19 protein-coding genes are annotated in these 25,640 nt (G+C 40.9%); 12 read left to right on the top strand and 7 right to left on the bottom strand.

What is annotated here, in order from left to right:
- Positions 1 to 2 precede the first annotated feature (2 nt).
- Complete coding sequence (locus KJA58_RS02410; RefSeq protein ID WP_213357866.1) at positions 3 to 296, top strand: YbaB/EbfC family nucleoid-associated protein; 294 nt, start codon at positions 3 to 5, stop codon at positions 294 to 296.
- A gap of 63 nt (positions 297 to 359) precedes the next feature.
- On the opposite strand, the gene ptsP is transcribed toward KJA58_RS02410, so the two are convergent.
- Genes ptsP through KJA58_RS02425 form a run of 3 tightly spaced genes read right to left on the bottom strand, consistent with a single transcriptional unit; the run spans position 360 to position 3,175 of the window.
- Complete coding sequence (ptsP, locus tag KJA58_RS02415) at positions 360 to 2,093, bottom strand: phosphoenolpyruvate--protein phosphotransferase (RefSeq protein ID WP_213357867.1); 1,734 nt, start codon at positions 2,091 to 2,093, stop codon at positions 360 to 362.
- A 10-nt stretch (positions 2,094 to 2,103) separates the two neighbouring features.
- Positions 2,104 to 2,397 (bottom strand): HPr family phosphocarrier protein, encoded by a 294-nt coding sequence (locus KJA58_RS02420; protein ID WP_213357868.1) that lies wholly within the window; start codon positions 2,395 to 2,397, stop codon positions 2,104 to 2,106.
- Positions 2,398 to 2,404: 7 nt separating this feature from the next.
- On the bottom strand, positions 2,405 to 3,175 hold the full coding sequence (locus KJA58_RS02425) for a hypothetical protein (protein WP_213357869.1): 771 nt from the start codon (positions 3,173 to 3,175) through the stop codon (positions 2,405 to 2,407).
- 33 nt (positions 3,176 to 3,208) lie between these two features.
- Here KJA58_RS02425 and KJA58_RS02430 point away from each other — a divergent pair, with 33 nt between their 5' ends.
- From KJA58_RS02430 to KJA58_RS02445, 4 genes are all read left to right on the top strand, one after another.
- Positions 3,209 to 4,660: a ComEC/Rec2 family competence protein gene (locus tag KJA58_RS02430; RefSeq protein ID WP_213357870.1), complete on the top strand. Its 1,452-nt coding sequence runs from the start codon at positions 3,209 to 3,211 to the stop codon at positions 4,658 to 4,660.
- Positions 4,611 to 5,585: a hypothetical protein gene (locus KJA58_RS02435; protein WP_213357871.1), complete on the top strand. Its 975-nt coding sequence runs from the start codon at positions 4,611 to 4,613 to the stop codon at positions 5,583 to 5,585. Before KJA58_RS02430 ends, KJA58_RS02435 begins: the two co-directional genes overlap by 50 nt.
- Before the next feature lie 70 nt (positions 5,586 to 5,655).
- Entirely contained in the window at positions 5,656 to 8,763 is a 3,108-nt protein-coding gene (locus KJA58_RS02440) for a hypothetical protein (protein ID WP_213357872.1), read from the top strand.
- A gap of 55 nt (positions 8,764 to 8,818) precedes the next feature.
- Positions 8,819 to 9,892 carry a hypothetical protein gene (locus tag KJA58_RS02445; protein ID WP_213357873.1) on the top strand — a complete coding sequence of 358 codons (1,074 nt, stop codon included), beginning with the start codon at positions 8,819 to 8,821 and terminating at the stop codon, positions 9,890 to 9,892.
- 52 nt (positions 9,893 to 9,944) lie between these two features.
- Here KJA58_RS02445 and KJA58_RS02450 read toward each other — a convergent pair whose 3' ends face one another.
- From KJA58_RS02450 to KJA58_RS02465, 4 genes are all read right to left on the bottom strand, one after another.
- Positions 9,945 to 11,948: an alpha-ketoacid dehydrogenase subunit alpha/beta gene (locus KJA58_RS02450; RefSeq protein ID WP_246485741.1), complete on the bottom strand. Its 2,004-nt coding sequence runs from the start codon at positions 11,946 to 11,948 to the stop codon at positions 9,945 to 9,947.
- A gap of 48 nt (positions 11,949 to 11,996) precedes the next feature.
- Positions 11,997 to 13,169 (bottom strand): molecular chaperone DnaJ, encoded by a 1,173-nt coding sequence (gene dnaJ / locus KJA58_RS02455; protein ID WP_213357875.1) that lies wholly within the window; start codon positions 13,167 to 13,169, stop codon positions 11,997 to 11,999.
- 29 nt (positions 13,170 to 13,198) lie between these two features.
- Positions 13,199 to 13,375, bottom strand: a complete 177-nt coding sequence (rpsU, locus tag KJA58_RS02460; protein ID WP_213318515.1) for a 30S ribosomal protein S21 — start codon at positions 13,373 to 13,375, stop codon at positions 13,199 to 13,201.
- A 138-nt stretch (positions 13,376 to 13,513) separates the two neighbouring features.
- Entirely contained in the window at positions 13,514 to 14,125 is a 612-nt protein-coding gene (locus tag KJA58_RS02465; RefSeq protein ID WP_213357876.1) for a hypothetical protein, read from the bottom strand.
- Positions 14,126 to 14,438: 313 nt separating this feature from the next.
- On the opposite strand from KJA58_RS02465, the gene lon reads away from it, so the two are divergent.
- The 7 genes from lon (at position 14,439) to KJA58_RS02500 (ending at position 25,627) form a co-directional block, all read left to right on the top strand.
- Positions 14,439 to 16,907 carry an endopeptidase La gene (gene lon, locus KJA58_RS02470; RefSeq protein WP_213357877.1) on the top strand — a complete coding sequence of 823 codons (2,469 nt, stop codon included), beginning with the start codon at positions 14,439 to 14,441 and terminating at the stop codon, positions 16,905 to 16,907.
- Positions 16,908 to 17,024: 117 nt separating this feature from the next.
- Positions 17,025 to 17,426, top strand: coding sequence for a hypothetical protein (locus KJA58_RS02475; RefSeq protein ID WP_213357878.1), 402 nt, complete (start codon positions 17,025 to 17,027; stop codon positions 17,424 to 17,426).
- Between the two features lie 258 nt (positions 17,427 to 17,684).
- On the top strand, positions 17,685 to 19,190 hold the full coding sequence (locus KJA58_RS02480) for a hypothetical protein (protein WP_213357879.1): 1,506 nt from the start codon (positions 17,685 to 17,687) through the stop codon (positions 19,188 to 19,190).
- Positions 19,191 to 19,227: 37 nt separating this feature from the next.
- Complete coding sequence (locus KJA58_RS02485; protein WP_213357880.1) at positions 19,228 to 20,760, top strand: hypothetical protein; 1,533 nt, start codon at positions 19,228 to 19,230, stop codon at positions 20,758 to 20,760.
- A 93-nt stretch (positions 20,761 to 20,853) separates the two neighbouring features.
- The gene (locus KJA58_RS02490) at positions 20,854 to 22,509 is read left to right on the top strand and encodes a hypothetical protein (RefSeq protein WP_213357881.1); all 1,656 of its coding nucleotides are present in this window, start codon (positions 20,854 to 20,856) and stop codon (positions 22,507 to 22,509) included.
- Between the two features lie 95 nt (positions 22,510 to 22,604).
- Positions 22,605 to 24,068, top strand: a complete 1,464-nt coding sequence (locus KJA58_RS02495; protein ID WP_213357882.1) for a hypothetical protein — start codon at positions 22,605 to 22,607, stop codon at positions 24,066 to 24,068.
- 71 nt (positions 24,069 to 24,139) lie between these two features.
- Entirely contained in the window at positions 24,140 to 25,627 is a 1,488-nt protein-coding gene (locus tag KJA58_RS02500; protein WP_213357883.1) for a hypothetical protein, read from the top strand.
- Positions 25,628 to 25,640 lie beyond the last annotated feature (13 nt).

A 25,640-nucleotide genomic window follows, 5' to 3' on the forward strand; every position in this document is an offset into this window, starting at 1 on the left:
TTATGGGTAGCGGGTTTGCTAAGAAAAAAAAAGAAGCTAAATTAATGGAGCAACGTTTCCGAGAAATGGAAGCTTCTTTGAAGGAACAGCGTGTAGAGGGATCTGCTGGGAACGGTCTGGTCTCAATTACTCTTAACGGTAAAGGAGACCTTATAGATATATCTATTAAGCCCGACTGTATGGATCCAGAAGACCCAGAATGCTTGGAAGATCTAATTAAGGCCGCTTACAAAAACGCTCGAGAATCTCTAGAAACAAACAATGAAATCTTAAATCCGACAGCTTTCCCTTTCTAGAAACCAGCCGAAGCACTAGCTTTGGAGCTAATAATCCCTTCAAAACAACGTCTTTGGTTGTCTTTATGCTCTAATCTTCTTTTGAAAAAGCTCTGGAAGATCTTCCACACAGACAGCTTCCAAAGCTTTTTCTGCTAGCCTTTGACATTCAACCAAATCTATTTTTGACACTACCGATCTTATTTCATCGATAGCGGATAAAGAAACAGAAACCTCTTGAACACCTAGCCCTACAAGAAGAGGAATAAACACAGGATCACTAGCTACCTCTCCACAAACACATACTGCCTTATTGGCACTTTTTGCTAACTTGACGACACGAGAAATCATACGAATCACAGCAGGATGTAAGGGAGCTTCTAAATGAGGATAATTCATGCACTCTCTATCAATAATCAATGCATTTCTGGATAAATCATTGGTTCCAATAGCAAAAAAATCACTTTCTTGAACGAACTCTTCCATCAAAAAAATCATAGAAGGGACTTCCACCATGCATCCCAAAGAAATCTTTTGCAAAGAACACTCAGGCTCTTCTTGCTGACAATCTTCTATAAGTTCTAACATACGATCTTTAATGAACCTAAACTCGCTTATATCCGAAACCCATGGTATTAATATCCTAAGAGGCCCTGAAGCTGTTGCTAACAAAGCAGCCTTCAACTGCACATTTAAAACTTCTGGGTGACGCATCAACCAACGCAATGATCGCTCCGTCTCTGACCCCAAGAACCCCTCATACACCTTATCCCCACCAAAATCAAATAAGCGCAAAACTGAAGGTGTAGAAGCTTTGTGCGACGCCAACAATTTATAAAGTTGCAACTGCTTATAAAAACTAAAGTTATTGATATTTTCAAGAACAGGGAACTCTGAACGAAACAGCCCTACAGCAACTTGAGGAAAGCTTTTTTGCAGCAAACGCAATGTTTGCATACACTCTATATTTGCAGAAATTTTTAAATGCGTATGCGTCACATCTGCCGAGCAACGGTCTACACCCCTAGCTTCTTCCCACAGGCGTTTTTTTTCATAGTAAGACTCTAAAGTTGCTGGCCTTGGATCAAAAATCACCTCACCATCCACAGCATCAACGATAACCATCGAACCATGATATCTCTCCATAGCTTCCCAAGAAACTAAAGGAATGCCTGCAACATAAGGTATCCCCTTAGCTCTTGCTACTATAGCAGCATGCGAGGTTGCAGACCCCCTCGATGAAACAAAAGCCCTAATGTAGGATGAATTTGCCCCTGCAATATCCGAGGGAATCAACTCTCTAGAAAAAATAATATAGTTCTGCCCTACCTCACCTATATCATCCTTGCGATTACTACATAAATGCCCAATAATGCGATTAGAAACATCCTGAATGTCTTGCAGCCTCTCCACAATAACACTGCCCTTGTGAGAACTAACCATCTTCTCCTCTATACGATCTATAACCGAGGAAAGGACGTACTCTGCATTTTTTCTATCCTTACGAATCGTATCTACAACTTCTTCTGTTATCAGGGGGTCTTTAATAATCTCCAAATGAGCTTGGAGAATAGCAGAAACTTCCGCATACCCTTGCTCCCCTTTATTTTGTTCCTTAAGAGCCGCGATATCTGAACCAGAATTTTTTAATGCTCTGTAATACCTATTAATTTCGTGTTCAACTTCCTCCTGAGGCAAAGTAAGCTCACTAATACAAGCTTCTGTTTTGGATAAAAAATTTGCTTTGCCAATAGAAATTCCAGAAACTATAGAGGTTCCTTGAAAGCGCTTCTCTTCAAAAAGACTATTATCACCCATACACCTCAACTCATTCTTCATCAAACTTCCTAGCAAACACATCTTGTAACTTAGCTGCTAGCTCTTCAGCTCCTTTCCCTCGAAAATGCACTTCAACTTCTCCTCCGCAAGGAATCCCCAACATAAGAATACTCATAACGCTTCTAGCATTAACAGTTTCTCCTCCGTAAGTGAATGTTACCTCACAATCACTTCCTTCAAACAGACGTACTATTGTCCCTGCAGGACGCACATGCATTCCACTTTTATTCAATACCTTCAACACTACGGTCTTACACTCATTGCAAATATCTTCAGCACCCATCTATCCCTTAACAATCACTATAAAAGATTTCTCCTAGTAAATACTTCTTGAACCAATCTAAAAACGAAGAGTAATGATAGTTTTCCGAAAAAAAAGGTTTTATGCCAAGCAAGACATCTCCTGCTCCATGTAAATTATCTTTCGAAAAAAACATATTAGGAGAAGGAAGACTCTTACAAACCTCAGGGTTGACCAAAAAGCATTGATAATTATCTGGCGAAGCTCCCTCATAAAAAGGAAACACTCCCAAAGAATAGCAGTCTTCAGTTTCATCAAACTTTCCTTCTTCTATGAGGAGCTTGCGCAGCTTTTGACTAGCTTTAGCCAAGTCTTTTGTAGACAAAATTCCTTTATCTTCGAAATTTCCAAACCCATCATGAATATAGAAAAAATTTGCATACACTCTGTCCCCACAAAAAGAAGGGACACAACCCGAAGGTTGCACAGGCGGATATCCCACAAAACTATTTTTACCCTCCTTTCCAAGATATAATAGACAGGGCTGGAAAGGACTCAACGAAGAGATTCTATAAGCAAACACCTCCAAAGCATCGAGGGTCGAAAAAAACTCCATAATAAAAGACAGCGCTTCTGTCGAAAGATCCAATCGAGAAAGCCAAAACTGGCAACATAACTCTAACCGCTCCTTATGACTAAGACCCGCTAACTCGAACCATCCTCTAGGCAATAATGGCACCTTAGACAATATTGCTTCCCAAGACTCTTGCTTCTTTAAGTCTGAGATAGATAATGTATCGAAAAAAAATGAGTCTTCCAATCCAACAATCCTCGTTTCGAAGCTTACTTTACCATGCCCTTGCTATCTCTAGCACACCAAGAAGTCCTCCATTTTAGTAGAACTTTTAAGTGGTCCTTAGAAACTTTTTATAACTCGAATTTTCTTTTCATTATTGCGCTACACTGGCTGTCGGGAACTATTTCCAGCACACTTCCTGATATTGCAACACTACTACTACTGGCAATGACACCATTCACTCTACAATTACGCTCAAAAACTTTTAAAAGCTGCCTAATCGTTTCTTTCTTTATTCCTTTAAGCCTTAACGTTGCTTGCCCAAGCAACAATCCTTTCCTTCAGCATAACAAGAAAACTTCCTATAAGGAAAAATCTCTGAAAGTAAAAACAAAACTCGCAAAAGGCTTTATCTTTGCTACTCCTGAACTCTTTCATCAAAAAGTATCGAAAAAGCCGGTGGATGATATACCCAGATTAAAATTTAAATCTAATAAAAGCTTTATTCACAAAATATTACTAACTAGGAGTCGCCTCAGAACCTTTCTAATCAAAAAAATCCTACCAAGGGAAGAAGAAAATTTGGCGTCTCAGTTTTTACAAACTCTTCTCTTTGGAAAACCTCCAAACAAATTATTACAAACAAGATTCTGTCTCCTAGGCATCTCTCATATATTAGTGGTTTCAGGATTCCATTTCTTCATCTTTAAAGAAATCCTTTCTCTTATAACATTTTTTCTTCCCACAAAAATACGTCAAATGACCATCCTGCTGGGTTTGACGCTGTTTTTCGGAATACTCCCTTTTTCTCCATCTACCGTCAGAGCTTGGATGAGCGCATCCCTGTCTACTTTATCTTTGTTCACCAAAGGACACTGCTCTTCTTTCAATCGATTGGGGCTCAGTATTATTGTCTGCTCTTGCTTGTTTCCCACAAACTCTGCCAGCTTTATCTTAACCTTTCTTTCCACCGGCGGCATCCTGCTGTTCTCTCCAACGATTTCTTACTTCTTAAAACGATGGGCTTACAAAACGACAAGGATCTCCCCAACCAAAATCAAGGGGGCATCGTTATTAAAGCTTATCTATGATTACTGTTTGTCTTCTTTCTCTTTGACAGTCTCATCCCAGATACTTCTTTTCCCCGTTATAATCTCTTATTTCGGGAAAATAACTCTCAGCGGCATATTCTACAGCATCATCGTCTCCCCACTCATTTATCCGCTATTTTTTTCATCTTTTTTCGCCATATTTACCGGTCTACCCCTGGCTTACAACTTCTCTAACAACCTGTCGGCTAAAATATTGGATTATTTATTTCTAAAAACGCTTCCTCTTTTTAAAGAAATCGCTCTTCCAGATTTATCCACTCTTGTAATAGGCTGTTACACTCTGTCCATGTCTATGCTGGGCATTGTCTGGAAAACCTATATCAAAAATGTAACCAACGGTTGTTCTCATGATCCCATGCACCCCACACCTTCCACACACCTCTCAGACACCTTGTAAAAGCTCTACAAAGGAAAACACTTACACCGTTCTTCACATTGTATTGCTCATACTAGCTGCATCTCTTCCTCTAGCATCAATATTCCTAAATATACCCTTGCCATTGGCGTCTGCTCTCACAATCTCTTTAATACTAATTGTTGTAATCGCTGCTCTATCTCTTCTCAGCTGCGGGAAGATACGCCTGGAAAAAAAACAACCTTATTCAATAGAAAGTACTATCACTTTGCTACGAGAATATAATATCGATTCCTGGGAACCAGGTCATGGTTCGCTCAGATTTGCAAATCAAATTACCCTCACGCATAATAAAAGTAACACTCGCCTATGCTTGCATAAAGGTCATCCTTTTGATTGCAAACAAACCCATCCCCGAGCAGCATTCCTTTTTTCCATAATTCCCTCCATTGAAAAAGAGGGAAACTGCGCCAGAACCCACTCATGCATAGCCGCTATTTCTAGCTTCATTTGGAATCAAATAAAAAAATCTCCAATAGATAAAATGACTCCCAGTGAATACAGAATCTTATCATGGGAACCTGCAAAAGGTCTTCCTCCTAGAGCTAGCCATCTCATCTTTACAGTAGAAACTACACTAGAAGATCTAGAAAAGCCCTCCGGAGAAAATGCAGAGTTAAGTGAGTTGATGATGTTTTCTAAACTTTTTGCTTCTTTCGAAAAAAATTACCTAGAACTATTCGTGTTATGTTTTGAATACAAAATTAACGAACTCCACATACAACTGTTAGGGGATAACATCCCTAAACCAGTGAATATAGGCGAGAAAAGTTGGGAACTTATGAAAGTTTTCCCCTTGCTTAAAGCTATTTCTCAACTCTCTGACAGTCAAAAAGAAACGCTCAAAGAAATTCACATTGACAACCCCAAAGAAACACCTTTAAAAGGTTTATTATTAACTCTTTAATTTCATCATAACTAGCTTTATGCTATCCTGCTCACAGTTTTTGGTGAAAATTAAACAATAGAGCGTCACAATGACTTCTGCCGTAACATCTGGTTCATCTGCGAATCCAACAACAAGTTTATCTAAAAAGCCATCTTTAGCAGAACATTTAGCAAAAAAAAATCTCCCTCTTACTAACCGAGATATAACGAAAATAGCGCTAATAGTTGTTGGTCTTGTTTCGGCTACAAAATTATTTGTGATGGCCGCCTGTTACTTTGCTTTCGGTTCTGCTATTATAGGGTCTGTCGTTTTTAGCGTCGGAGCTGTTCTACTGTTACTCTACCTGCTCGCTATTGACGCCAGACCCAAAATCTTCCCTCCAGGAGTATTGCCCAAAGAGCTGCATCCAGCACATACCAGAGATCTTCCACTTTACTTCGCTCCTCAGCTATGGCAACTGCCAGAACTTGAAGATTTCTCTTCAGAATACACAAGTCAAGTTCTACAACCTTATACTGTCTCCGCTCCAGGAATTTCAGGAGACCCAGACTATGACGCTTGCGCACTCTTAGCCAGACTTTTTGAAGTACCCCGAGACGACTGGAAATATCACACCATCTTCTTCCGTGATTGTCGTCTAACCAAAAGAGAAATACCAAATCTAGCTAGAGAAGTTGACGGATTAATTTTAACAAAGAAAAAAGACATTATCTCCCTAGATGAACAACCCGTATTTATTACAGAAAATCTTACAGAAGAACTGCTAACTCAAGCTCTCTCTTCTACAGCCCAACTATCCCAAGAAGAAGTTGCTACAGTTGCTATTCCAAAGGAACTGCGCAATCACTTAGGTAAGCTCATCCTCGTCATAAACGATGATTTTGAGGAAAAGACTAGCTCTTCTTTATTCAAAAAGCTTGTTCAAACCTATACAGCCATATTCTCTGTTGCTATCCAGAATAAGATTAGAACTCTGCAATTGCCTTTATTAGGGATGCACGAATCCATAAAAAATCAGGTTCAACGAGAAAACCTTTGCTTACTGGCTCTACTACACGCTATACAACTAAACCTCTATGCTCAGCCAGAAGTCGCACACTTTAGAGTCAATCATTTGCCCAGAAGGATCTTAGAAAGAGATCCTAAACTTTATGCAAAAGTTAAGGAATACCTCAGAGATCCTCAAAAACCTATTCCACAAAAAAGTTTCTTTGAAGAGCTCCCTCTCTTAGAACATATTCCCGCAGATAGAACTGTCCAGTTTTACTCCAGCAAGTCAGAAGTAAGCAAATTAATAGAACAAGCGAAAGAGAAACTTCAGGAAAGATTAAAAGCTAAACAAAAGAAAAAGCCGGCAGAAACTAAAGCCAAAGAAGAAGATAAGCCTGAGGCACCTAAAGTATCTCCGACAGAAGCTTCTGCTATTTCAGCTTTGCTAGCTTCAGCACCTGGACGATCCCCAAGAAAAATGCAGCAAGCTCCAGTTGAAGAAGTTTCTACTACCCCGGAAGAAGAAGAAACTTCTCTCCCCGAGAAGAAAGCTCCTGAAACACCTAAGCCAGCTCGACCCTCCTTGGTTCCTACGGAGCCCTCAGCTCCAACACTTAAACCTACTCCTGTCGTAACCGCTCCTGTCGTTACGGAAGCTCCTACACTCATTCGCACACCAGTAGTTACAACGCCTACGCCACCAACAGCTCCTCTACCTGCGCCCGTTGTAACAGCCCCTGTCGTTACGGAAGCTCCTACACTCATTCGCACACCAGTAGTTACAACGCCTACGCCACCAACAGCTCCTCTACCTGCGCCCGTTGTAACAGCCCCTGTCGTTACGGAAGCTCCTACACTCATTCGCACACCAGTAGTTACAACGCCTACGCCACCAACAGCTCCTCTACCTGCGCCCGTTGTAACAGCCCCTGTCGTTACGGAAGCTCCTACACTCATTCACACACCAGTAGTTACAACGCCTACGCCACCAACAGCTCCTCTACCTGCGCCCGTTGTAACAGCCCCTGTCGTTACGGAAGCTCCTACACTCATTCGCACACCAGTAGTTACAACGCCTACGCCACCAACAGCTCCTCTACCTGCGCCCGTTGTAACAGCCCCCGTCGTTACGGAAGCTCCTACACTCATTCGCACACCAGTAGTTACAACGCCTACGCCACCAACAGCTCCTCTACCTGCGCCCGTTGTAACAGCCCCTGTCGTTACGGAAGCTCCTACACTCATTCACACACCAGTAGTTACAACGCCTACGCCACCAACAGCTCCTCTACCTGCGCCCGTTGTAACAGCCCCTGTCGTTACGGAAGCTCCTACACTCATTCGCACACCAGTAGTTACAACGCCTACGCCACCAACAGCTCCTCTACCTGCGCCCGTTGTAACAGCCCCCGTCGTTACGGAAGCTCCTACACTCATTCGCACACCAGTAGTTACAACGCCTACGCCACCAACAGCTCCTCTACCTGCGCCCGTTGTAACAGCCCCTGTCGTTACGGAAGCTCCACTAACAACCACATTAACTGGAACTCCTGAGTCAACTGAAGAAATGACTCTCTACGATTTGAATGAACAAGTATCTACCTTGCTTTCATTCTCGGGGAAAGCTTTATGTGGACAAATAATATTTTCAAAATCGAAACAAGAAGTCTTGGCTTTAATAAGTAAGTGTTCCCAACAAACTCAAAACATATTCGCTTCTTTATCCCCAAAAGATTTATCATCGGATCTTTTCATTAGAACATCTCCAGAAAAGATGTCCTTGGATCAAAGAAACAAAATTGTGGATGAGCTTATTTCCAAAGCCTTTGACATCCTCTTATCTAGAGAAGATGTGCTTAAAATTTTAAACACAATCTTGGAAAGGAAACTTGTTTATCTTTCTGAAACAGGAGTTGATTCTGCCGCATCATTGGAAAAATTAGCAGATAAACTTTCACGAATTTTGCAATTACAAGCAGGATCTTCTGTCGTTATCTCCGCATCAACATTCTCTTTAGATGAAAAGGGAGGAGGAGATGGCAAGAAGAAAAAGGGTATGGTAGCAAAGCTTGGAAGAGCTACCAGCAAAGTTCTAGTGAAAGCTGGACAAAAACTTTCAGAGAAAATCGATAAAGAAGGAGAACCTTCTACCTCATCTCCCAAAGAGCCTTCCAAAGAAGAACCTAAATCAGATTCAGATTGGTAATGAGATAGAAAAAATTGAAAATTCGTATAAACAAAGATATATTTTCGGTATCGCTATGACAACACAAATACCCCCAGTCTTTTCTCAACCTCTAGAAAGTGCGAGCGTAAGGCCCTCAAACTTTCTAGATAATAATAAACGCGTTGCCACGAGCGTGTTTGATATTTCGAAAATCGTCCTAATAACCATTGGGTTACTTTCCTCCTTAGAACTTATTTCTGCTGCAATTTACTTGATTTCAGCATCTATATCTGTACCTGTGGGACTTATAGTTCTAGGTGTTGGGCTTGTTGTACTTTTAATCTCTTTGGCTGGAATAGATGCTTATAAAAAAGAGTTCCCTTCTACGTTAAAGGATTTAACATCTATTCCTTTAACTTCCTCCTGGCTTCCAGCTCGATACACGCCGTCTTCCTGGCAAGTCCCTCTTTTAGAAACTGAGCCAGAGGGAGAATTAAACAAGCTTCTAGCAGAGAAATATGCTATTTTTAGTTTCTGCGATACTGAAGGAGGAATTGAAGCTGATAAATATTCTGAGATAGCCCATAAAACTCGCCCCTTTACTATCTTTTTACGAGAAACGCCTAGATCCATAAGAAATAGGCCTATAGAGGAGTCTTCTGCTACTGTGCTAGTTTCTAATAGTGGTGCTCCTGATAGCGTTCATAGCAAACAAAATCAATACCTATCTCTTTTACCTACGGGCTTTAAGGACAAAATTTTGCGAGAAATGCAAAATCGACCGGGCCTTTCAGACGACGTTTGTGCCTGGGAAACCCCTAAAGGAACAAAAAGTTCGGGTAAGTATATCTTCTTCTTGGATTTATCTCAAAAATTAGATCCCAAAACCACCCAAGGAGACTTAGTATCTTCTCCAGAAGCAGAACGAATATTCACAGACTTGGTTCAGTCGAACTCAAAACTGATAGCCTTTGCTCATATGCGAGGGGTTTCGGATCTACACTTACAAGAACTGTTAGGTATTAACTTATGCCCTAGAACCCATCCAGAGAGAGCTGATTGGAGAAACTTATGTTTCTTAGCATTATTATACGCAGTGGAGCTAGAACAACTTAGAAACCACCACGTGAAGTCTATCAGTATAGATGCCGTATACGACTGGAGATAAAAGCTCCAGTTTTTAAAATATTCCGCTCTAAAGTGAGGGGATGTCTCATTATTTAGAACTCTGCTAAATCTTTAATTCCTGAGAGTATCCTGTCTTTTTGAGGGAGCACTTCGTTTTCTAATGTCTTGCAGTAAGGAACAGGAGTATTAAGGCCACATAGTCGACGTATAGGAGCGTCAAGATACATTCCTGCTTCTTCGGCGACAACAGCAACTATTTCGCTTCCAAAACCACACACTTCTGGCGCCTCATGAACCACTAGAAGTTTTCCTGTTTTCTTTACAGACTCTATAACCGTTGCCGAATCCCAGGGTACCAAGGTTCTCAAATCTATGAGGGTTACTGATATTCCTAGAGACTGTAACTCTGATAACAAATCAGCACACAGCACTAGCGGCATTCCCCAAGAAACTACTGTAAGGTCCTCTCCCTCTTGAATTGTAGCAGCTTTGCCGAAAGGAAGAACATAATTGCTGGAATATACCGCTCTCGAGCTAAAGATTCTACGCTGATATAAAGCCTTGTGCTCCATAAAAACTACAGGGTTTCTGTCTCTGATAGCGGCTTTCATTAATGCTTTTGCATCAGCAGCATTGCTAGGATACGCAACCTTTATTCCTGGACAATGAGCTAAAAACCCTTCGATACTTTGAGAATGGTAGGGGCCTCCCTGTATATATCCTCCACAAGGCGTTCTGATGACAATAGGGCACTCCCATTCACCTGCGGAGCGATAATGTATGCTAGAGGCTTCTCCAAACAACTGATTAATCCCCGGCCAAATATAATCAGCAAACTGAATTTCAGCTATAGGCTTATGAATTTCATCAAAGGCCATACCTATAGCAGTACCTATGATAGTTGCTTCTGCTAATGGAGTATTGAAGCAACGATTTTCACCGAAAGCATCTGTTAGCCCTCTAGTAACGCCAAAAACTCCACCCTTATCGCCTGCGACGTCCTCACCAAAAACAATAACTCCAGCGTCCCTTTGCATTTCCTCCACAATAGCTTCCCTTATAGCGTCCCGCATAGTTTTAGGCTCACTCTCTGGGAAATCTACTTCGTAATCGATAAGGGCATCCACAGGTGGGGCATAAACATGAAGAGCCGCGGTCCCTCTACCGGGGAAGGGCATCAACAAGGCTTCCGACGCAGCTTCTTCTACTTCTTGTTTCACGCTACTCTGTATTTTTAGAAGATCTTCTCTAGAGGCCTCTCCTTTTAAAAGCACTTCATCTTCTAAAATAGAAAGAGGATCTCTAGATTCTTGAAGTATAGAGAGTTCCTGAGCTGTACGGTATTTTTCGTGATTGTCCGAGTTGCTATGAGCCTGCAAACGAGCTACTTCTGCAATAATAAGCGCAGGCCTACTATGCAACCTAGCATCCCTTACTGCTTGGGAAAAAACTATATCCAAGTCACGGTAGGAAGTACCCGAAACTTCATAAACCGACAAATCATTATAACAACGCCCTAGGGAAGCCAGATTAGCTCCACACTGTTTTTCAAAAGGAACAGATATCGCCCATTGATTATTTTGAATCACTGTAACAACTGGAAGATGGTGCAAAGAAACAAAATTCAACATCTCATGGAACTCCCCTTGAGACGTAGCTCCTTCTCCTCCAGACACGTAAACAACTTCACTTGTATTAGAATTTTTTACAGCCCAGCCCCTTCCTGCAGCATGTAAGAATTGAGAGCCTACTATACTGGACTGACAACAGATACGAAACTTTTTATGAGAATAATGATAGGGCATCATACGCCCAGAGGAGTGGTTAGGTATATCCCTGGCTAAGAAGGAACCGAATATTTCTTTCAAGGAGCACCCTAACGCTAAAGGAAGGGCTTGATCTCTATAGTAAGGGAAAAACCAGTCTTTTCCAGCTCTTAGATGTTTAGCAGCTAAAATTCCAACTAGTTCATGTCCAGCGCAGGACAATTGGAAGGTTCCTCCTGAATCACTTTGCCGCGAAAGTTTGAACATTTTCTCTTCGGCCAAGCGCACACGATATAGGATCTCGATGGCTTCGATTAAGGAAGATCGAATCCCCTCTTTTATCAGCATTCTACCCCCTCAGAAATCTACTTTATGTTGTTACACAGCAAAATCAGAGAAAAAGCTCTTAATTTTGTCCAAGAAGCCCCGCTTCTTAGGGAAATTTTCAGCCTTCTCTGTAGAAGCAAATTTTCTCAATAAATCTTTCTGTTCATCTGAAAGTCTTTGAGGCGTCTCTACCCATACTCGAACGAGTAAATCCCCTTTGCCCCTTCCATGAACATTGGGAAAGCCATGCCCACGAACTTTTAGTACTGTACCGCTTTGAATACCCTCGGGTATAGTTAATAGGCAGGTTCCTTCTTTTAGCAAGGTAGGGATTTCTTTCTTCATTCCCAAAGCTGCGTCAACAAAACCTATGGGGAGATCTAGTATCAAATTATCCCCTTGTCTTTCAAAGACTGGGTGTGAAGCTACGTCAATACAAACATAAAGATCTCCTGAAGGCCCTTTATTTTTTCCTGCATCACCATAGCCATCCATCTTTAGCCGCATACCGGAGTCTACCCCAGCAGGGATATGAACGGAGATCTGACGTTTATCTTTGATGCGCCCTTGTCCTTTGCAATTTTTACAAGGATCTATGATTACTTTCCCTTCTCCTCCGCATTCTGGGCATGTAGAAGCCATTGAGAAGAACCCTCTGGTCTGCACAACCTGCCCAGAGCCCCTACACTTTCCGCAGGTCTTGACACCATCTTTAGTAGATGCTCCCGACCCATCACAGGAGTTACAAGCCTGGTATCCTGATATGACCAGTTCTTTATCTACTCCTCGCGCGGCTTCTTCGAAACTTAGTTTGATATGAACTTTTTTGCTAGCACCTCTGGAGGCGTTAGAGACATCTCCTCCAAAAGCATCGCCGCCTAGGCCACCGAAAAGATTATCGAAGATAGAGCCTCCACCGCCACCTAAATCACCGAAGGCTCCCATGAAGGTTCTGAGGGCGTCTTCCATATTACTGAAGCCCCCACCAGAGAACCCTCCAGCGCCAGCGAAAGGACCATCTTTCCCATAGCGGTCATAAGACTCCCTTTTCTTAGGATCACTCAAAATTTCGTATGCCTCAGAAACTTCCTTGAAGCGCTTTTCCGCCTCTGCGTCCCCAGGATTTTTATCCGGATGATATTTGACCGCTAGTTTCCTGTACGCCTTTTTTATTTCTTCCGCAGAAGCGCTCTTCTCTACACCCAATACAGAGTAATAGTCCATAAACTCCCAAACCAAGCTTTATGTCAAAACTAACGGCTACGATACTTTGCTGCAGCCTTAGACTTCGCTCTCTTCTTCACGGATGGCTTATCATAAAAACGGTGTCCTTTGGACGCTTTCATGATCCCTTCTTTATCAACTTTCTTTTTCAAAACTCGAAGAGCCTTATCTATTGGCTCACCAATTCTCACTTTAACACTTGGCATCGATAACCTTACAATAGATTCAAAAACAACTATCGCCCCAATCTCCTCACAAAAAACAACTTTTGTCAAGAGCGGTTCGCGGCAAATTGTATCATCAATATCATTACCCTTCAAGAGTTAGTTCACCCCAAAACCCCCTTAAAAAGGCGATGATCCGGAATAATCTAGCTCAAGGGAGTCCTCTACTTCTCCTCTTTCCCATCTGGATCTCAAAAGAAAGAGCACTCTAGAAAAATCTGGTTTTTCTATGCTTACCGTTACTCCACGCGGCACTTCTTCAAAAAAACTTTTGTTAGAACAGAAGATGCGAGTTGAACCATTTTTTCTACAAAAATCAAAAATATCCCTTGAGGGGACTACCTTTGGATCAACCAAACTTTCTACAACCTCTCCCCGAAGCTCTCGCACACAGAGGTAAGCCTCTCTTTTACTTACAGGAATACAGACAGAAAAGACTCCGTCCTCTGAAGGGACAAAAGATTCTACGGCAGACCACCCCAAAATAGGAATCCCTAGTCCAAGAGATAATCCTAGCCCGTAAGCAACGCCTTGACGAAGAGCAGAAAATCTACCAGGCCCCTTACAAACACCGATCAAAGAAGGCTGTTTACCCAAAGATCGGACAAAGCCACTCATAAAGTGGGATCCATCCTTCTCTTGCGACATTGAAGAGACGGTTACTTCGTAAAAATCTTCTGAATAAGCAACAAACTGCTTCTCTCCCGAAGAGTCTAATAGTAAAACTTGCATACCTTCATAGTAAGAAAATTAGAGACTTGCAGGAAAGAATCATAATGAAAGTTTCGTTTAAGAACAACACGACAGAATCATAAAAATAAAACTAAAAAAACTCGTTTTCCAAGCCACTAAAATATTAATTACTACTTCCTCCATAAAAATCGAGACCCACACTAAGACTCTCAGAATCAACCCTAATCAAAATCAAAATTTTACTCTTAAAAGGCACTCCCAAGACTTTTTTCCATTCTTCCTTTCTTTCATAAAAAAAATCCGGATATGCTAACCTCTGTACTTTAGAGGCAATTAATTCGTGTAGGTAACAGTGAATTCTGACGATTCAAAAGACACCCAAGAATTTCAAGATACTAGTTCATCTGAGATCGAGAAAATTTTAGATGAAAGCGAAAACGAAGATGTAGAAGAGAAAGCAGCTAAAAAACACCTCCCTTCGGAGCTTTTTATACTCCCGCTTAACAAGCGTCCTTTTTTCCCTGGCATGGCAGCTCCGGTCCTAATTGAATCTGGCCCTTATTACGAAGTGCTACAGATGTTGGCGAAATCTTCTCAAAAATACATCGGATTAGCCCTCACAAAAAAAGAAAACGCAGACATCTTAAAAGTAAATTTCAACAAGCTATATCGAGTTGGAGTATTGGCAAGAATTTTGCGAATTATGCCAATAGAAAGTGGTAGCGCTCAAGTTCTTCTGAGCATTGAAGAACGCATACGCATCGAAGAGCCTGTAAAAGACAAACACCTTAAAGCACGGGTCTCCTACCATCCAGACAACAAAGAACTAACGGAAGAACTTAAAGCTTACTCAGTCAACATAGTTTCCGTCATCAAAGAGCTCCTTAAACTTAATCCGCTCTTCAAAGAAGAATTGCAGATTTTTTTGGGTCACTCAGATTTTACAGAGCCCAGCAAACTAGCTGATTTTTCTGTCGCCTTAACAACAGCTACTAGGGAGGAACTCCAAGAGATTCTAGAGACTGTTGATATGCATGACAGAATAGATAAAGCTCTTGTCCTTCTAAAAAAGGAGTTAGATCTCAGTAGACTACAAAGAAGCATTAACCAAAAAATTGAAGCAACTATCACAAAAACTCAAAAAGAGTTTTTCTTAAAAGAGCAATTAAAAACGATAAAGAAAGAACTGGGTCTCGAAAAGGAAGATAAAGCTGTTGACATTGATCGATTCATGGCAAGATTAAAAAAGCGCACTGTTCCTGACTATGCTATGGACGTCATCCACGAAGAAATAGAGAAATTGCAAACTTTGGACACTTCTTCGGCCGAGTATGCTGTATGCCGCAACTACCTAGATTGGCTCACCATTATCCCTTGGGGAGTTCAGAGCAAGGATTACCACGACCTAAAGAAGGCCGAAAAAATCTTAGATAAAGATCATTATGGCCTAGAGGATATCAAACAACGCATCCTGGAGCTTATTAGCGTGGGCAAACTTTCTGATGGATTAAAAGGCAGCATTATTTGCCTTGTAGGGCCTCCCGGGGTAGGAAAAACCAGCATAGGCAAGAGCATTGCTAAAGTTTTGCACCGAAAATTCTTCCGTTTCTCTGTAGGGGGCATGCGGGATGAAGCGGAGATTAAAGGGCATCGCAGAACATACATTGGGTCTATGCCAGGCAAAATGGTTCAAGCGCTAAAACAGAGCCAAACCATGAATCCTGTGATCATGATTGACGAAGTAGACAAAATTGGGTCCAGTTATCACGGGGACCCCGCCTCTGCCCTTCTAGAAGTTTTAGATCCTGAGCAAAACAAGGATTTCCTAGATCATTACTTGGATGTTCGAGTAGATTTATCTAACGTTCTGTTCATCCTCACAGCGAATGTCCTAGACTCCATTCCTGAGCCTCTTTTAGATCGAATGGAGATCTTACGATTGTCTGGCTACATTTTGGAAGAGAAGCAACAGATTGCAACTAAATATCTGATTCCAAAAGCTCGAAAAGAAATGGGGTTAAAAGCTGATGATGTAGTCTTTCAACCTGAGGCTATAAAGATGATGATCAATAATTATGCTAGGGAATCTGGAGTACGAACTTTGGACGGCAATATTAAAAAGATCCTCAGGAAAGTAGCTTTTAAAATCGTTCAGGAAGAGGAAAAGCCTAAACCAAAAAGAAAACAACATCGCATCACCTCCCAAGGCCTATCCGATTACTTAGGGAAACCTCTGTTTTCCAGTGATAGGTTTTATGAACACCCACCTATAGGGGTTGCTACAGGACTAGCATGGACTTCTATGGGTGGGGCTACCCTGTATATTGAAAGTGTTCATGTACCTTCTGATAAGACAGAAATGCAATTGACCGGTCAAGCTGGAGATGTAATGAAGGAATCTTCTCGCATAGCATGGACCTATCTCAATAGCGCCCTAGACAAGTACGCTCCAGGATTTACCTTCTTTAACAAATCACAAGTGCATATTCACATTCCTGAGGGAGCTACTCCCAAAGATGGGCCTTCGGCAGGAGTGACTATGGTCACCTCCTTACTTTCTCTTCTTTTAGGGATTCCTGTACTGAAAAACTTAGGAATGACGGGAGAGCTTACTTTAACTGGTAGAGTGTTGGGCGTCGGTGGCATAAGAGAAAAGTTAATAGCAGCAAGAAGATCTCAGCTGACGACGTTAATTTTCCCTGAGGACAATCAGAGAGATTATGACGAGTTACCTGGATATCTTAAAAAGGGACTAAAAATACATTTCGTTTCCCATTACGATGACGTATTCAAAATAGCTTTCCCTAAAAAGAAAAAGTAAATCTGTTCTTGGGGCATAGCGTATCTCTTTTATGAGAAAAGTTATGCCACTTCTCTTTTAGCTTTACAAGATAGCATCCCTTGGCATTTAATCTATCCAGATTGCGAAAGTTAGCACATGAGTCCTTTGCCACCACATTTCAACAGCTCCTACCGACAAACAACAAGCGGTGGCGAATTTCCTTCCTCCTCTACCACACAAAAGACTAATCGGACTTTTTTAGCGATCCTTGTAGTCCTTTCTTTAATGGTGTTGGCTTCTGTAATTTGCCTGTTGTTTACGCCAGAAAGATGGGAGATTGGTTTAGTAGGATTTCTCGGTCTCACTCTTGCCACAATTTCTTCATGTTTGTTTTCTTTCTTTGCTCAACACTCTCCTACCTTTGAACACCCAAAACCTTCCCACTCAAAGCAGAAGATAGAAGAAGGTTCTAAAGAGACTGCAATAGAAAATACTTTCGATGAGGAGCTTTCTCTTCGATCTCGATCTAGTTCCTTAACTTCCTTAAGCACTCTCTAGTAGCTATGAAGGGAAAAATCCTAAGGATTGGATGAAAAATTTCTGTTAGTCTCATCGCACTAAAACATCCTTCAACACGCATACATGAAGAACAAAAAATGCCCCTAGAATCACTTCTCAAAGAAAAAAAAAGAAGACAAACAAAAAAAAACAAAAATTTTTATAAAAAATTAAAAAATTAAATTAAATTGAAACAAAAGACATCTATCCCAGATAACGTTTCCTTGTTTATTAAAGAAACGTTAAAGAAAAGACCTAATGTCCTCACCCATAGGAAGTCCCGATCCTTTTAGCAATCCCACTCCCTCAACATCTTACTCAGATCCAACAACCTCGACATCTTCTCAAGCAACCAGAGAAGCATCAACAGAAGAAAAAGTTCTAAAAACATTCGAATTATTAAAACAAATCCTAGACTTATCTATAGCAGCAGAATCTGAATCCTCGTCTCGATCGGGATTAATTGCTTCTTTGGAAAGTAAATTTGATATTGTCGTTTTGGATGCTACAGCAAAACATCTAGCTCTAATCATCCAAAAAACCGCACAAAACTGTTTCCAAATTGCTCGATCTATAGTAACTCAGGGCATTAACTTAGAAAATCGACTACAACAAAGTCACCTTTTAACTAGACAAGAAATTTCTTTGATTGTGGAGGAACTAAACGAAGCTAGAGCAACAATGTTTTCTAAAAAACGGAAAGCAGAATTTGAGGCCTCCAAACTGCCCGTGAAAAAACGCTTTTATGCACACATAACCTTCGAAGAAACATTAGAAAGCTCCTTCCTAGCTAAAATAAAACCCTCCACGTTGAATTGCTCTGAAGAAACTATCCAGATACTACTAGGTATTATTGAAAGGAATGAAGGATGGGGAGGTTTTGTTTGTCCTAAACATTCTCCCGATTCTTGTGCTCATTGCGAACATCTCTCCTGTCTGACAAAAGCTGTGAAATCTGCAGAAGAACTACAACTAAGAGGGCAACTTTGTGAACTTTTAAAATACACATCAAAAGATCTTGTTGCGAAATGTTTTTATAAGCACAAGATGCTTTTACAAGGGGTACTGGAAGCAAAGCCCCTCTCCAATCATCATCTAGCATTAATTCTAAAGGAATGTGACATAGGCGATGATATCTGTTCTCCGAATCTGCCTAATCCTAAAACTCAAGCAGAAATATATGAGGACATGGAAAAAATAATCATCGCTGGGCCCGAAGCTCCCTTTACCCAAGCAATTCGAGCTATTTGGAGAACAGAAATACTTTTAAATCAAGAAGAGAGCTTATCGATAGCTTCCGATGAAACAGGCTCTTCTTTAGAAGAATTATCCAGGAAACAATTTATGGACAGCCTACCTAGGCTAACTCGATCTTATTTCTTTGTCTCCAAAGGAAGAAAGTCTAAAAACTACTCCGATAATATTTATTCTGAATCTTTTGGGAGATTTTTAGCCAAAGCTACCTTTCTTACAGTGCAGGGTATTATACAAAACAGACGCTTTCACTATTTATTGACGGAGACACCTTCAAAAGAGCTTGTACCCTCTAAGAACCTACTACAACACATTTGCTGCCTCATCCTCAGCTCTAACTTAAAATGGAAAATTAAAACTCTACCCTGCAAAGCCAGTATAAAAAGTAGAGATTATCTTCACTTCTTAGACATGGAAGCTGAAATGATAGACGAAGATTTTTCAATATTTGCTTCTAGAAATGAAATTACAATGAGTGGAAGCAGCTCTTTGGCTAAACGGTTCAACTAACTCTCTAACAATACAAACAGGAAGCACAACAAAAAACATGACAAGTCCACTAAGAAGAAGTCAAGCCCCTCAACCTTCCTCCCCTCTCTCTCCTTCTAAAGCAACAACAGAAGAGGCTTCTAGCTCTCTTTCAATCGAAGATCGGATATCCAAAACCTTCTTACTATTAAAAGAATTAATAGACTGCTCAGCGGAAATAAGTCGAGTAGGAAAAGTTGAGCTACCCTCACTACAATCTCATTTAATAGAGCAGCATGATCCTATAGTTATCGAAGCTCTTGGCAAACAAATCTCTCGCCTTGTAACTGAGACAGCCGAGAGTTGTTCTCTTGTAGCTAAAGCCATCATATTGAACAATATTTCCTTAGAAAACCGCCTGGAATCTTGCCAACTTTTAACTACTACGGAATTAAGTTCATTAAAATCTACGTTATTAGACTTACAAGAAAGTGGAGGATCCTCTTCAAAACGAAAGGATAGGGAAGAACAAACTAGTAGTTCTCTTCCGTTAAAAAAACGAAAATATGACCCCGCATTATTTTATTCTGTCCAACCTTTACCAGCATTAACTCCTCAAGCAGCACCTACTATCGTGTCAGCGCTCCAAGCAACCTCTCCACAATGTCCCATCGAAAGCATCAAAGCCCTATTAACGCTGGTACAACAGAATAAACCCCTTAATTTTCAGCACTTTGAATGCCCGAATCATTCTTCACCACATTGCCCCTTCTGCACCCCCTTTCACTTTATGCTAAGCCCGCTAAAAACAGAGCTACCTCAACTGAAAAGTCAACTCCAAACTTTACTGGAACACACCTCTTTAGACAGATTAGCTTCTTGTTTAGCCTCCAATCAAAGTCTGCAACAAATACTCTTGAATGGAGAGTACTTCCGCAATCATAAACTAGCTCTAATTCTTGAAGAATGTGATATTGGAGATAGTATTTGCTCCCCTAACCAACCAAATCCAAGGACACAGGCCCAAATATACTCCTTGATGGAAGAACTTATCTCCGCAGGCCCCGAGGCTCCATTCACCCAATCGATAAGAGCTTTATGGCGAACAACTAAGCTATCGAAGCCCCTGGACAACCTCACAGTCGCTCTTAATGCAGAAGGAACTCTAAAACAAGCTTTAACGAAAAATCTTTTTATCGCACTTCTTCCCAGACTGCAACGTATATATTCCTCCACAGAGGGAGAGGTCAAATCCAGTAACGTTTCCAAGAAAGCTTTCTCCACATCTTTTGCATGCTTTTTGGCCAACGCAAGCTTTGCTACAGTTCAAGCCATAATGGAATCGAAAGATCATGCGCACTTATTGATAAAGACTCCTTCAGGAAAACTTGTTCCTTCTAAGGATCTCTTAATGCGCGTTTGCAGCCTTATTCTGTGCTCCAATACTAAATGGGAAATTCGACTTATCCCTTGCAAAGCTAGTGTAAGAGCTCGACATCAACTATGTTTTAAAAAAGAAATCACCAAACTTCTTCACGAAGAGTTTCTAGAGTTTGCTCAAAAAAACAGTATTTCTATGTCCGGAAGCTCCGCCTTTCAAAAAAAAGATTGATTTTACAAACAAAACAATAAAAATTAATTAATATTGAAAACTAAATAACACAAAACAGATTATTGTTGTTTTAAAATTCAAAATAATAGTTATATGCCCTCACCTTTAAGCAGCAGAAGCCCCTCTCCCTTATCACCTACACAGCCAGCGCCAACAAATCCTCCTTCAGACTCTCTAAGGCAACAAACTATAGAAACATTCAACCTTCTACAAGACTTGTACCTTTTTTCTTTAGAAAGATCTTCTTCTGCCTTACTAGAAAAATATGATCTGGTTGTTTTAAACGCCGTCTCTTCCCAATTAAGCGCTGTCATGGCAGAGACTACGCGAAACTGTCTTCAAATAGCTCAGGCTATGATAAGCCTTAATATCCAGCTGGAGTCTCGCCTACAGCGCTGCCAGCTATTGTCAACTCAAGAGCTTCTATCTATAAAATCTACTCTGAGAGATTTCTCTGAAAGTGGATCCTCCCAAGCAGCTTCTTCTTCCGAGGAACTGAGAAGCTTACTGCAGAAAAAAACACCTCTCACCTTCTCCCATGAGACAGGAAAAGAGGCTCCACAAACTTTTTCTCCAGAAAAACGCAAAGCTCCCGAATCGACTCCTCAAAGCTCCTTACCTCTGAAAAAACGAAAATATTTTGAAGAAGAATCCTCCCATCCCTCACCTATTGAAGAGCTTTCTGCTCCAGAGCTATCTTCAAAAGAGACCTCTTCTGCACAAAAAACCGAGGACGCTCCTTCCTCTTCTCGAACATGCTCAGTAATAGTTCACACAAGTTCTCTAGTAAAAGAGCAGCCTTCTCTTCAAGAAGAGATCCCCTTAGATTCTATGCTTGCTTTTGTAGATATGATTGCTGCCCATAAGGGATGGGGGCTCTCAGATTTTTCTTGCCATCGACACGAAGGTGCCTCATGTCCTACTTGTCGACCTATACGACACTTGATGACCCCACTAAAAAGTGAAAAGGAACTCTTCCTGAGAAGACAAATCTTTTCCTTACTAAAATACACGGATAGAGTTTCTTTAGCCTCTTGTCTCTATTCAAACCCCATGCTTTCTGAAGCAATTAAACAAGCTCATTACCTGCGTAACTACCAACTTGCGCTGATCATTAAAGCATGTAATATCGGGGCTGAGATTAATTCACCTAGACTACCAAGCCCAGCAACACAAGCTTCCATCTATCTTTCGATACATTCAGTAATTAACGGGGGAGCCGATTCTACTTTCGTCCAAAATATTAAAGAAATCTGGCTACAAACTAGACACTCTGGATATCCGGAATCTCTTCAGGTGATGGAAAACAGTATTCGTTATTCTGTTACTCTTGAAAACTTTGCCAAATCAATTCCTGATGTACAAAGATCCTACCCTTCTATAGACAAAAGACGCGGTACACCTATATTTGCTGACAAGCCCATGACTCATTCTTTTGCTAAATTTTTAGCCCGCGTCACTTTTGGAACAATAGATGTTATCTTAAAGAACTCAAAATACCACCACTTATTGACATCTTCGCCTTCCGGAGAAAAGGTTGTTTCTATGAACTTAGTTATGCGTATATGTGCTTTAATACTGTGTTCCAGTCCCAAATATAAAGTGCGAATTCTCCCTTGCAAAGTTAGTGTCAAAACAAGAGATTACCTACATTTTGATGAAGAAAACACTAAAGAACTTTTCCAAGCACTACTGCAGTTTGCGATGACCAACAATATTAATTTAAACGGCAGCGAGCTTCCCTCGTAAACCCTGGTTAAGACAAAAACTTAACCATAGAAAGTAGGTTACACTGAAATAAAAAATTCCAAAACCTGTTCTATTTATTAACCAGAATAAAATTTATGACTTCACCTATAGGATCTCCTCATCTTTCCCCAAGCCTTTCTTCAGAACCCTTAACAAGCTCTGAAGAAGAGCAAAAATCGAAGCTCCAGAAAATATCTTCACTACTCCACGATCTCCTTCGTTTTTCCGCTGGAGGGACAAGCTCTTCTGCAACACAATCTGGTGAAGAGCAGTTACTAAGCTTATACAGCTTAAGATCTATAGAAACACTTTCTGAACAACTACTCTCCCTAATACAGGAAACTAGCTCCTCGCAAAGCAGGGTGGCTGAAGCGCTTCTTGCCTGTGAAATTTCCTTAGAAGAAATTCTGCAAGGTAATAAATCCTTATCTCAAGAAGAGCTATCCTTGATTAAGACAGCCATCAAAACTGCTCAACTCCCCACGAAAAGACAGAGGCCTGATGAAAGAAGCGAATCTGAAGAACAAAAAAGGCTCCCGCTAAAGAAAAGGAAAATTCTATGGCCCCTATCATCTCCTCAAACGCCAGAAATAGCCGAAGCTTCTCCAAAAGCTCCAGAGGAAGCTCTGTGTTCTTTAGAAGCTGTTCGACTATTTGTGACCGGCGCTCATGAGCAATGTTCAAAAGTATTTTGCTACCAAGTCTGTCGAAAGCACAAAGTTGACGAATGTGTGATTTGCCAGCCCCCTCTAGTTTCTTCTCCAGAGGAAACTGAAACAGAGTTAATGCTAAAAAGACAACTGGCCGTCCTAGTAGAGCACTCCAGCATAGAGAGGGTGTCTCAAGCTATTTTCTCTAGTAAAGAGCTCTTGAACTCCATGCTAGAGAAAAGATATTTTCGAAACCATCAACTAGCTCTTCTTCTTGAAAAAAGTGACATGAGCGATTCTATTTGTATTCCGGGAATACCCAACCCTAAACAACATTTGATTCTTTACACTCATATGGCTTCGCTTATACAATCGGGGCTAAACAGTACCTTCATTCAATCGACGTTAGAATTATGGAGCGCCTCTACAAAGTCGTTGGATCGTTTAGAAACTCTAGACATCATTTCAGAAGATAGCAAGAGACAGACTCTAGATTTGCATTCTTTTGCAGATAGGATACCTAAGATAGTCAGAACCTATATAAGCATAAATAAAACAGGAGAATCCAGCCTTTCAAAAAGAGAGATGTCCGCAACCTTTTCTCTCTTTTTAGCATCTGTAGCGTTTAAAACCGTACAAATTATTAAGGAAAGCTCTAACTATAAACATTTGCTCCAGAAAACAGCCCATGGAGATGCGCTACCTTCGTTTGACTTACTGATAAAAATTTGTGCCCTTATTTTAGGGTCTAGCCTCAAATGGAAAGCTCGACCTCTCCCATGCAAAGCAAGCGTAAGATTGTTGGATCATCTAGAGTTTGATGAAGAAACTACAAAAAAAATCAACGAAGCTTTAATGCTATTCATTAAGAATCAGAAAATTAAGCTGAAAGGAAGCAACGAGTTTTGATATTCAAACACTTGTAGTCCCATACAGACAGAAAATTCCTTTTTATTAAAACCCCTAGCCCTTTAGAGACTATGTCTTCTCCTGTAGGTTCTCATTCTCCCAGCTCATCGCCTCAACCATCTACTTCCGAAGAAGCACAAAAGGAAGAAAAACAAACTCCAGCGGCCTCCATAGAGAAAAGGGTCGTGGAAACCTTTTCTCTGTTGCAAAGCTTGCTTATTTTTCACATAGAATTGAAAAACTCTTCCGAACCTTCAACAGTAGTCCCCCTTGCTCCGTTGGATAAGTATAATATTCAAACAGTGAAAATTGCCTCTCAACAGATACAGGGAGTTATGCAAAACACCACAAAAAATTGCATGGACGTAGCCAAGGCTCTAATAGCACTCAATGTTTCCTTACAAGATAAACTTTCCTGCGAACTGGCATTCACAAGTACGGAATTATCTCTGCTAAAATCGACCTTATTAGACCTTAGAGAAGCTGGCAGCAGTTCCTCTGCAGTCAGAAGAGACTCATCTGAAGAAGCTCCTCAAACACGTCTGCCATTGAAAAAACGAAAACACAGCACAGAATCAACGCTAACCCCCTATCAAAAAAATCATCCAGAAGAATGCCCACTAGAATCTATAAAAATGTTCTTAAAACTTATCAGACTCGGAAAAACACATTACGGTAATTTTTCATGCGGGGAACATTCCTCTGCTTCCATCTGCGAATTATGTTTGCCTATACGCCACTTCTTTTCCGTCATACGCTCGGACAGCTCTCAGCTTGCGCTCCTAGAGAGACAACTTGGAGTGTTACTATCCTGTACTTCGATAGAAAAACTAGCCAGCGCCCTGTTTAAACGCAAGGAGCTACTAAAAATCATGCTAAACGCCCGTTACCTTCCCAACCATGCTTTGGCTTTAGTACTTCTAGAATGCGACATAGGCGAAGAAATTTGTCTGGAAAACACAGACAATCCCAAAACGCAAGCAATCTTATATTTCTACATGAACCAATTCACCTCTGAGGGATTATCTAACCCCTTCGTATCATCAATGCTACAACTATGGGAGAAGGGCTCTACTTCTCACGAAAGGGTCGAAACCATAAAAATCTTCAACACAAACACGGGAACAACCGAGGAACTTTCATTGCAGGATTTTGCCAACTTAATCCCGAACATTCAACGAGCGGTCCGATCTATAGATCCAAGAACAGGGAAACTCATGGATCTTTATAAAAGTATGGTTCCAACACTTGCTTTATTTTTATCCTCATTCATATTCAAAACAACTCAATCCATTATGGCTTCTGCTGAACATCACCACTTACTGACAACAACTCCTGAAGGTGAACTTCTTCCCTCCCTTAATTTGTTGACGCAAATACTTTCTCTTATTCTTTGCTCTAACAAATCCTGGTCTCTTCGCATACTTCTATGCAAAGCTAGTATTGATCAAAAAGAAAAGCTGGAATTCGATCAAGAGACGAGAAATTTATTACATAATGCTATATCCAGCTTCTCTTCGAGAAGCAGTATGCGTGCGGTCAGTAGGTATTATTTTTAAATGATTTTAGTTT

Origin of the sequence: Chlamydiifrater phoenicopteri, from assembly GCF_902807005.1 — a bacterium.
Taxonomy (GTDB): domain Bacteria; phylum Chlamydiota; class Chlamydiia; order Chlamydiales; family Chlamydiaceae; genus Chlamydiifrater; species Chlamydiifrater phoenicopteri.

What these genes read in the sequence shown, in the direction of transcription:
- KJA58_RS02430 (WP_213357870.1), top strand. Translation starts at nt 3,209, where the DNA reads ATGCCCTTGCTATCTCTAGCACACCAAGAAGTCCTCCATTTTAGTAGA.
- rpsU (WP_213318515.1), bottom strand. Translation starts at nt 13,375, where the DNA reads ATGCCAAGTGTTAAAGTGAGAATTGGTGAGCCAATAGATAAGGCTCTT.
- KJA58_RS02440 (WP_213357872.1), top strand. Translation starts at nt 5,656, where the DNA reads ATGACTTCTGCCGTAACATCTGGTTCATCTGCGAATCCAACAACAAGT.
- KJA58_RS02490 (WP_213357881.1), top strand. Translation starts at nt 20,854, where the DNA reads ATGCCCTCACCTTTAAGCAGCAGAAGCCCCTCTCCCTTATCACCTACA.
- KJA58_RS02485 (WP_213357880.1), top strand. Translation starts at nt 19,228, where the DNA reads ATGACAAGTCCACTAAGAAGAAGTCAAGCCCCTCAACCTTCCTCCCCT.
- KJA58_RS02410 (WP_213357866.1), top strand. Translation starts at nt 3, where the DNA reads ATGGGTAGCGGGTTTGCTAAGAAAAAAAAAGAAGCTAAATTAATGGAG.
- KJA58_RS02445 (WP_213357873.1), top strand. Translation starts at nt 8,819, where the DNA reads ATGACAACACAAATACCCCCAGTCTTTTCTCAACCTCTAGAAAGTGCG.
- dnaJ (WP_213357875.1), bottom strand. Translation starts at nt 13,169, where the DNA reads ATGGACTATTACTCTGTATTGGGTGTAGAGAAGAGCGCTTCTGCGGAA.
- KJA58_RS02420 (WP_213357868.1), bottom strand. Translation starts at nt 2,397, where the DNA reads ATGGGTGCTGAAGATATTTGCAATGAGTGTAAGACCGTAGTGTTGAAG.
- KJA58_RS02495 (WP_213357882.1), top strand. Translation starts at nt 22,605, where the DNA reads ATGACTTCACCTATAGGATCTCCTCATCTTTCCCCAAGCCTTTCTTCA.
- KJA58_RS02500 (WP_213357883.1), top strand. Translation starts at nt 24,140, where the DNA reads ATGTCTTCTCCTGTAGGTTCTCATTCTCCCAGCTCATCGCCTCAACCA.
- KJA58_RS02435 (WP_213357871.1), top strand. Translation starts at nt 4,611, where the DNA reads ATGATCCCATGCACCCCACACCTTCCACACACCTCTCAGACACCTTGT.
- KJA58_RS02465 (WP_213357876.1), bottom strand. Translation starts at nt 14,125, where the DNA reads ATGCAAGTTTTACTATTAGACTCTTCGGGAGAGAAGCAGTTTGTTGCT.
- ptsP (WP_213357867.1), bottom strand. Translation starts at nt 2,093, where the DNA reads ATGGGTGATAATAGTCTTTTTGAAGAGAAGCGCTTTCAAGGAACCTCT.
- KJA58_RS02480 (WP_213357879.1), top strand. Translation starts at nt 17,685, where the DNA reads ATGTCCTCACCCATAGGAAGTCCCGATCCTTTTAGCAATCCCACTCCC.
- KJA58_RS02475 (WP_213357878.1), top strand. Translation starts at nt 17,025, where the DNA reads ATGAGTCCTTTGCCACCACATTTCAACAGCTCCTACCGACAAACAACA.